The 7,327-nt window shown below is 39.7% G+C and carries 8 protein-coding genes, 3 tRNA genes and 1 pseudogene; 6 read left to right on the top strand and 6 right to left on the bottom strand.

Annotated features, from left to right (window positions below):
- Window positions 1-309: pseudogene (locus tag J500_RS13270) on the top strand (IS5/IS1182 family transposase); the annotation flags it as partial.
- A 56-nt stretch (window positions 310-365) separates the two neighbouring features.
- On the opposite strand, the gene glpD reads toward J500_RS13270, so the two are convergent.
- Complete coding sequence (glpD, locus tag J500_RS13265; RefSeq protein ID WP_004990192.1) at window positions 366-1,886, bottom strand: glycerol-3-phosphate dehydrogenase; 1,521 nt, start codon at window positions 1,884-1,886, stop codon at window positions 366-368.
- 241 nt (window positions 1,887-2,127) lie between these two features.
- On the opposite strand from glpD, the gene J500_RS13260 reads away from it, so the two are divergent.
- The gene (locus J500_RS13260) at window positions 2,128-2,556 is read left to right on the top strand and encodes a hypothetical protein (RefSeq protein WP_004990195.1); all 429 of its coding nucleotides are present in this window, start codon (window positions 2,128-2,130) and stop codon (window positions 2,554-2,556) included.
- 41 nt (window positions 2,557-2,597) lie between these two features.
- Here the strand turns inward: J500_RS13260 and J500_RS13255 are convergent, their stop codons facing one another.
- Together J500_RS13255 and folD are read right to left on the bottom strand one after the other, a co-directional pair.
- Window positions 2,598-3,266: a class I SAM-dependent methyltransferase gene (locus J500_RS13255; RefSeq protein WP_004990198.1), complete on the bottom strand. Its 669-nt coding sequence runs from the start codon at window positions 3,264-3,266 to the stop codon at window positions 2,598-2,600.
- Between the two features lies 1 nt (window position 3,267).
- Window positions 3,268-4,116, bottom strand: a complete 849-nt coding sequence (gene folD / locus J500_RS13250) for a bifunctional methylenetetrahydrofolate dehydrogenase/methenyltetrahydrofolate cyclohydrolase FolD (protein ID WP_004990201.1) — start codon at window positions 4,114-4,116, stop codon at window positions 3,268-3,270.
- 153 nt (window positions 4,117-4,269) lie between these two features.
- On the opposite strand from folD, the gene J500_RS13245 reads away from it, so the two are divergent.
- Both J500_RS13245 and J500_RS13240 read left to right on the top strand, forming a co-directional pair.
- Window positions 4,270-4,343 (top strand) — tRNA-Cys (locus tag J500_RS13245).
- Window positions 4,344-4,356: 13 nt separating this feature from the next.
- A tRNA-Leu gene (locus J500_RS13240) sits at window positions 4,357-4,442 on the top strand.
- Window positions 4,443-4,515: 73 nt separating this feature from the next.
- Here the strand turns inward: J500_RS13240 and J500_RS13235 are convergent.
- On the bottom strand, window positions 4,516-4,761 hold the full coding sequence (locus J500_RS13235) for a hypothetical protein (protein ID WP_010588743.1): 246 nt from the start codon (window positions 4,759-4,761) through the stop codon (window positions 4,516-4,518).
- 105 nt (window positions 4,762-4,866) lie between these two features.
- On the opposite strand from J500_RS13235, the gene J500_RS13230 reads away from it, so the two are divergent.
- A complete protein-coding gene (locus J500_RS13230; protein ID WP_004996602.1) occupies window positions 4,867-6,030 on the top strand; it encodes a glycerate kinase in 1,164 nt (387 codons plus the stop codon).
- 73 nt (window positions 6,031-6,103) lie between these two features.
- Window positions 6,104-6,189, top strand: a tRNA-Leu gene (locus tag J500_RS13225).
- A gap of 472 nt (window positions 6,190-6,661) precedes the next feature.
- Here J500_RS13225 and J500_RS13220 read toward each other — a convergent pair.
- Together J500_RS13220 and J500_RS13215 are read right to left on the bottom strand one after the other, a co-directional pair.
- On the bottom strand, window positions 6,662-6,976 hold the full coding sequence (locus tag J500_RS13220; protein ID WP_004990204.1) for a DUF5713 family protein: 315 nt from the start codon (window positions 6,974-6,976) through the stop codon (window positions 6,662-6,664).
- Window positions 6,977-7,048: 72 nt separating this feature from the next.
- Window positions 7,049-7,243 (bottom strand): hypothetical protein, encoded by a 195-nt coding sequence (locus tag J500_RS13215; protein ID WP_010588745.1) that lies wholly within the window; start codon window positions 7,241-7,243, stop codon window positions 7,049-7,051.
- Between the last annotated feature and the right edge of the window lie 84 nt (window positions 7,244-7,327).

Genomic DNA, 7,327 nt, shown 5'->3' with positions numbered 1-7,327 from the left:
TTGAAACGGCAAGCAAATGTAATTATCCCTCCTCGTTCCAATGCTGCTTTATGGGCAGAAAATGAAATTGGTAAAGCAAGAAATCATGCAGTACAAGGCTGTTGGGACAAGGGTCAAAAGCAGTGGAAACGAGATATTGGTTATCATCGACGATCCCGAATAGAGGCTAAAATGTTTGCCTTGAAACGACTTGGACAAGGTGTATCTAGTCGATGCTTTAATCGTCAGGTGGTTGACTTGCAAATAAGAGTCGATATTTTGAATAAATTTACTCAACTTGGTACAGCTAAAACGGTGGCTGTTGCATAAATATCTGAAGATTAGAACAACTCTACCTTTCGTCTATTTGTGCAACAAAGCCGATATTAAGCAATCTTGCTGTGCTGATGACCTAGAACGCTTTGAAGATAATCATCCAATAATGTCATATCAGCTTTACCAAATTTTAATCCCAGTTTACTACGCCGCCATAGAATATCATCTACTGATTGTGCCCATTCCACTTTAGTCAGGTAATCGACTTCAAGTTGATAGAGCCCGTGCCCAAAATATATGCCAAAGTCCTCTAAAGTATAGACTTCTCTGAGCAACTGCCATACACGAGTGCCATAACTACTCGCCCAACGTGTCGCAATTTCGATTGGAATATGTTTAATTCTGAGCTGAATCCCTCGAATTAATCCATCTAAACTTTTAAAATACTCCCCTCCTGGTAATGGCTCATATTCAGTCCACGCAGTCTGTAACTCAGGGAAAAAAGGGGTTAATTCATCCAGTGCAGATTCAGCAAGTTTTCGATAAGTGGTTAACTTACCCCCAAATACCGATAGCAACGGCACCGTCTCATTCAGCATCGTCATTGCCAAAGTATAATCTCGGGTCACTGCTGAGGGTTGATCTGACTCATCATCACATAAGGGTCGAACCCCAGAATAAGTTTCGATAATATCTGCTTGAGTAATCGTGCGTTCAAAGTGCAAGTTTACCACTGTCAATAAATATTCAATTTCATCCTGTGTGATTGCGACCTGCTGCAAGTCTCCCTGATAAATCCGATCCGTCGTTCCGATCAATGTATATTCATCTAAATAAGGAATGGTAAATACGATACGTCGATCTTCATTTTGTAAAATATAGGCATAGTCTCCCTCATAAAGTTTGGGAATAATCAAATGACTACCCTGAATGTGGCGAATTTTATAAGGAGAATCCAGTTTAAGCGTATCTTTTAGAAAACGTTCAACCCACGGCCCCGCTGCATTGACCAAGGCTTTTGCACGAATTTGATACTGTGTTTGTTGCTGCTTCAAAGTTAATAACCATGTACCATCAATTACTTCTGCGGCAACACACTCAGTTCGAGTTACCAGTTCTGCCCCTTTTTCTCTAGCTTGCATCGCATTTAAAATCACTAAGCGCGCATCATCTACTGCACAATCTGAATATTCAAAGCCCAATACAATATCCTGTTTTAAAGGACTTCGTTGATCCAAGACCAAACGCTTAGATGCAGGTAATTTTTCTCGTTTTCCCAAATAATCATATAGAAATAAGCCAGAACGGATCAACCATGCTGATCGTAAATGTGGACGATGTGGCAAGACAAAACGTAAAGGACGGATAATATGCGGAGCTTTCGCCATAAGAACTTCGCGTTCAGCAAGTGCTTCACGCACCAGACGAAATTCAAAATGCTCTAAATAGCGCAAACCACCATGAATCAATTTACTACTGGCAGATGAGGTATGACTCGCAAAGTCATCTTTTTCACAAAGAAAAACGGAGAGTCCCCGTCCAGCAGCATCATTGGCGATCCCTACCCCATTAATACCACCACCGATCACCGCAATATCATAAAGAGGAAGATCATTAAAATGAGATAACATGTGTGATTCCCCCTTTTTATTATTATCAATCTTTAATCAAGATCATTTGAAATTAGCAAATTTAAACACAAAGTGAAAGCTTTCCCCGCCATATACGGTACGTATTTTATTTGCCAAGCTGAATGGTTTTAAAGTTAATACAATTTTATGGTTTGTTTAGGTCCGTAAATGCTTAAAATATAAAAAATACATCTGCATATTTTCAACTACTGACTTAAATACGATTAGAAGGAACAACCTCATGAAAAAAAGCTTATTATTTTTAATTACAGGGAGTGTCATTGTATTAACTGCGTGTCAGAGTACCCCACGTCAATACAACGGCAACACAGGCTATCAGGTTGAAAATAAAACGGCATCTTCTGCAACACTGGCTTATACACTTGCTGGACGCTCTAACCAACAACTTGATGAACGAAAATTACAACGCGCCTGCCAACAAGTTTTAGGCACCACACAAACTTATAAATTATCTATTTTAAGTATTAATGAAATCGCCAATCCTGCGGCAAATCAATCAAGTCAGGATGGATTACAAGTCGGCAACTCACGTATGTCTGTGGGATTAATGGACTCTCCTAGTCTCAACAACAGTGAAGGCTATGCGACACGTCAAGCGTTAGACACTAAACCCAGCACACTTAAAGTTGTACGCTATACCTGCTCATAAGCTTTACTTAATCGCCTCCAAATAAAAAAAACGCTGTAATCTTACAGCGTTTTATAAAAACTCACGTTGCGAAACTCTTTTGCTTCATCCAGATCAGGCCATGTTGTGGCACTACGTTCATCAATCTTCATATATTGAGGATGACTAAAATTTTTGACCCGGCTGTCTGCCACCCACACTTCTGGGGCAAATTTTAAAAATTCATCTAAAAAGAAACGATTAGATTGATCATATAGCACATCGGCAGCAAGTAACACATCCACTTGTTCTGCCTTGTATAAATCATCCAGATATTCAAGCTCAACATCATTAAGCAATGCATTCTCACGACAGGCAGCCAAACTTACTTGGTCGATATCACAACAAATGACTCGCTTAGCCCCTGCCATTTTCGCTGCAATAGCGACAACACCAGAACCTGCACCAAAGTCTAAAACCACTTTATCTTTGACATGCTGTGGCTCTGCCAGCAACCACTGCGCCATCGCCAATCCAGAAGCCCAACAAAAAATCCAGTAAGGTGTGTCATTCCAAATCCGTCGAATCACTTCATCATCCAAACGATCGGATGGAAAGACAGGTGGAATTAACCAAAGTGAAATTGGCGTTTCTGGTAATTGCTGTGGTGATAATTCACACTGAGGAATCACGTGATGAAGCGCCTCAAGCAAATGTTGAGGCGCTTTTGAACACTGAAATGTAGAGTTCATATTAAACTAAAGCTTTTTCAGCCGCTTCAACAGTTTGACGAATCAAAGTCGTAATCGTCATTGGCCCAACACCACCTGGTACAGGCGTATAAGCCGATGCAATATCTTCAATTCCTTGTAATTGGATATCACCTACACCGCCGCCATCACGCGGATGAAAACCCGCATCGACCACGACTGCATCTTGTTTAATCCAGTCTTTTTGGATGAGTTCTGCTTTACCCACAGCACCCACAATAATATCTGCTTGTTTTACGAATTCAGCTAAATTCTGTGTACGTGAATGGCAAATCGTCACAGTCGCATTCGCTTCAAGTAACATCGCCGCCATTGGCTTGCCTAAAATCGCAGAGCGCCCAACCACAACCGCATGTTTACCCGCAATTTCAATGTTGTTTTCTTTTAAAATCGTCATGATCCCAGCAGGTGTAGCTGAACCATAAGCCGCTTCGCCCATGGCCATACGACCATAACCCAAACAAGTCACGCCATCGACATCTTTATTCAAAGAAATCGCATCAAAACAGGCACGCTCATCAATTTGAGCAGGTACTGGATGTTGTAACAAAATCCCGTGTACATCTGGATTGGCATTTAATTTTTCGATTTCAGCCAGAAGTTGCTCAGTGGTGGTTTCCTGTGGCAATTCAATTTTAACTGAATCCATGCCTACACGTTTACAGGCATTACCTTTCATACGTACATAGGTTGCAGATGCACCATCATCTCCGACCAAAATGGTAGCCAAAATTGGGGTACGACCTGATTTTGCTTTTAACGCTTCTACACGTGTAAGCAAGTCAGCTTCAATTTGTTTTGCCAATGCACGACCATCAAGAACCAATGCCACAGCACATCTCCAAAGTAGATATGAATTCGATTTTGCAAATGATACATGATAATTGAGTCAATTTTATTTTAGATGTTGTTTTTCTGTGCATATTCGCTGAAATCACTATTGTTTTTTTTCTGAAGCTTGCTAATATGTGCATCACCAAATGATGGCGGGGTGGCAGAGTGGTCATGCAGCGGACTGCAACTCCGTGTACGCCGGTTCGATTCCGACCTCCGCCTCCAAATTTGGTAAAAAGCCCGGGTGGTGAAATAGGTAGACACAGGGGATTTAAAATCCCCCGCCCACAAAGCGTGCCGGTTCGAGTCCGGCCCCGGGCACCATTTTAAATCAGTTAAAATGGTGCCAATAAAGAATCCAGCATAAGCTGGTTTTTTTATGTCTAAATGATCCTTTTTACCAATATTTAAACCAAAGCCATAATCTATTCAAACACCGACTCGCAGTATCAGGTGCAAAAAACCCCATCAATGTACACGTCAAACTGATGACTAAAATAATCGTTGAAGAACTAAAGCCTGTATCTAAGTATTTCGCCATAGATAGTGCAATCAGAAACCCGAAAACCAAACCTAATAATCCATAACATCCTGCGAATACAAATCGATCCGTCAAAGTCCACTGCTCCATTCTTTTTTTCATTATTATCACCCAATTAAAATATTTCGTATTGTTTTAAAGCGATGTTATCTTAAATAGCATTTGATTTTAAATTAACAATTTACTCCAGAAAAGCTGCCGTCATCTATGCCTAAAACTTTTGTACTCGCCCCAGATTCGTTTAAAGAAAGTATGACTGCACTTGAAGCTTGTCAAGCGATGCAAAGTGGGCTGCAAAAGGTATTTCCTGATGCTTATTTTATTTTGTACCCTATGGCAGACGGTGGTGAAGGTACAGTCGATACCATAATTAATGCTCAGCATGGACAAAAAATTGATATTGAAGTGATGGGGCCTTTACTTTCACAGCGAATCTCAACTTATTTTGGCTTAATCAATCAAGGCAAAACAGCAATCATTGAGATGGCAAAAGCCAACGGTATTCACCTTCTCTCTTCCGAACAGCGTGACCCTTTACTTACCTCAACTTATGGAACGGGTGAAATGATTCGCTTAGCACTGGATCACGGTGTTTCTCAAATCATTATAGGTTTAGGTGGAAGTGTGACCAATGACGCAGGCATGGGAATGGCGACTGCTTTAGGAGTTAAATTTCTAGACCAAGAGAAACAACCCGTTAGGTTAGGTGGTGGTTATCTCAATGACATTCAGTTCATAGATATTTCTGAAATAGATCAACGCCTGAATAACGTTGAAATTATCATTGCTAGCGACGTGAATAACCCTCTATTAGGACCAAATGGTGCAAGTCATGTATTCGGCCCACAGAAAGGTGCAAGTCCTGAAATAGTTATACAACTTGAATCAAACCTCACTCACTTTGCCAATTTAATTGAAAAGCAGCTCAATATAACAGTTCAAGATATTGCAGGTTCTGGTGCAGCGGGTGGATTAGCTGCTGGGCTTTTGGTGTTTACACAAGCCAAAATCCAGTCTGGCGTAGAAACAGTGATTAATCTGTTAGATATGCAACACACCATACAACAGGCCGATTATGTGTTTACAGGCGAAGGAGGAATTGATTTTCAAACCAAATTTGGAAAAACGCCCATCGGAGTAGCACGTCTTGCGCACACATATGATAAACCCGTTTTTGTTTGTGCAGGCTATATGGGTGAAGGAATCGAAAGTCTGTATGAGGAAGGCATTACTGCAATATTCGGAATACTTGATCAAAGCAGTGATCTCAAAACAGCACTGCAAAATGGCCCCAAAAATCTAAGTCGATGCTGCGAAAATATTGCCAGATTAATTCGCAGCATTGACGCAAGCACATTTAAAAACGAGTAGTTGATTGAAAAAACTACAAATAATTTCAGATATTCTTGCCAATATTGGGCAGTTCATCTATCATTGCCGACATGCCCGGGTGGTGAAATAGGTAGACACAGGGGATTTAAAATCCCCCGCCCACAAAGCGTGCCGGTTCGAGTCCGGCCCCGGGCACCATTTTAAACTGTTGAAATGGTGTAAAATAAAATTTCCAGCATAATGCTGGTTTTTTTATATCTAGTAAGATAATAATCTGATGAAAAAAACTGAACTGTTACCTATTATATTTAGTATCAGCATTAAACATGACGCCCCGTCATGCTCAAGATATTTTTCGAACCAGTAAAAATAAAAAAAAACAGAAGCTCTATTTAAAAAATCGCGCAGTGGCGGCAAATGAATATCTTATTCAAAGTAAAAAAGTTGAAGTAATAAAATAACTCGAAAAGTTCAAGCAAAATTATTCTCAATTTTGGCTACGTCTTTTAGCAACCGCTAAATATAATCATTCACAATTAAAATTAAACGTTGAAGACATTACAGATGTACATCCGAATCAAAGTTGCGACATAAACCAAATGTTGCTAGATTTATTCTTAGCCGATTCCCACACAAGCCAACAGAAATAACCTCAGACTTACAAGAGAAATTACCACTCTCTACTCGCGACCAATTCCTCTAAATCAATCTCAAGGTATCCCGCATCCTGCACCACCATCATCATAGCTTCAGCGATATAATCCGTGGCAGTATCATCAAGGCTTGAATCCAAATCTTCAAAATCAGCTTTCATTTCATTGATTTTCAGTAAAGTTGAATCTGCTAATTGATAAATTTCAGATTCAGTTTTAGGATTAGCTTGAATTTTTCTTGAAAAATCAATTAGGTCTTGCTTTATTTCAGCCACCAAGATTTGAGGATAATAACCATCATCAAACATAGGGAGAAGTAGATCATTTAACATGGATAAAGGCTTAACAACATTAAAAATTCGGTGATGCTTATAACATACCTTCAAATTAAATTCGACTAGTCACTAATCCCAGAGTTCAAAATTTAGTCGATGTTCTTCAAAAATCAACCAACCTGCAAGCAACAATAAGATCGCCATAAAGGCAAATAAGGTATTTGCAGTAAAAATTGCAACAAATAAAAAAAGGATGTCTAAAAGGATAGAAGCAATAAACACCACAAAAATGAATGGATGAAGCTGCATGATCACTTTACTCATCGATAACAACCAATTTATAAATTAACATGCGCTTCACTTTCAGCCTTATCTTCACATACCCAAAACTTCATCTTCTCAAACAAT

This window comes from Acinetobacter sp. 479375, assembly GCF_000581715.1.
GTDB lineage: Bacteria > Pseudomonadota > Gammaproteobacteria > Pseudomonadales > Moraxellaceae > Acinetobacter > Acinetobacter ursingii.
Note: the sequence above shows the minus strand (reverse complement) of the source record. Positions and strands in the feature narration are given on the sequence as shown.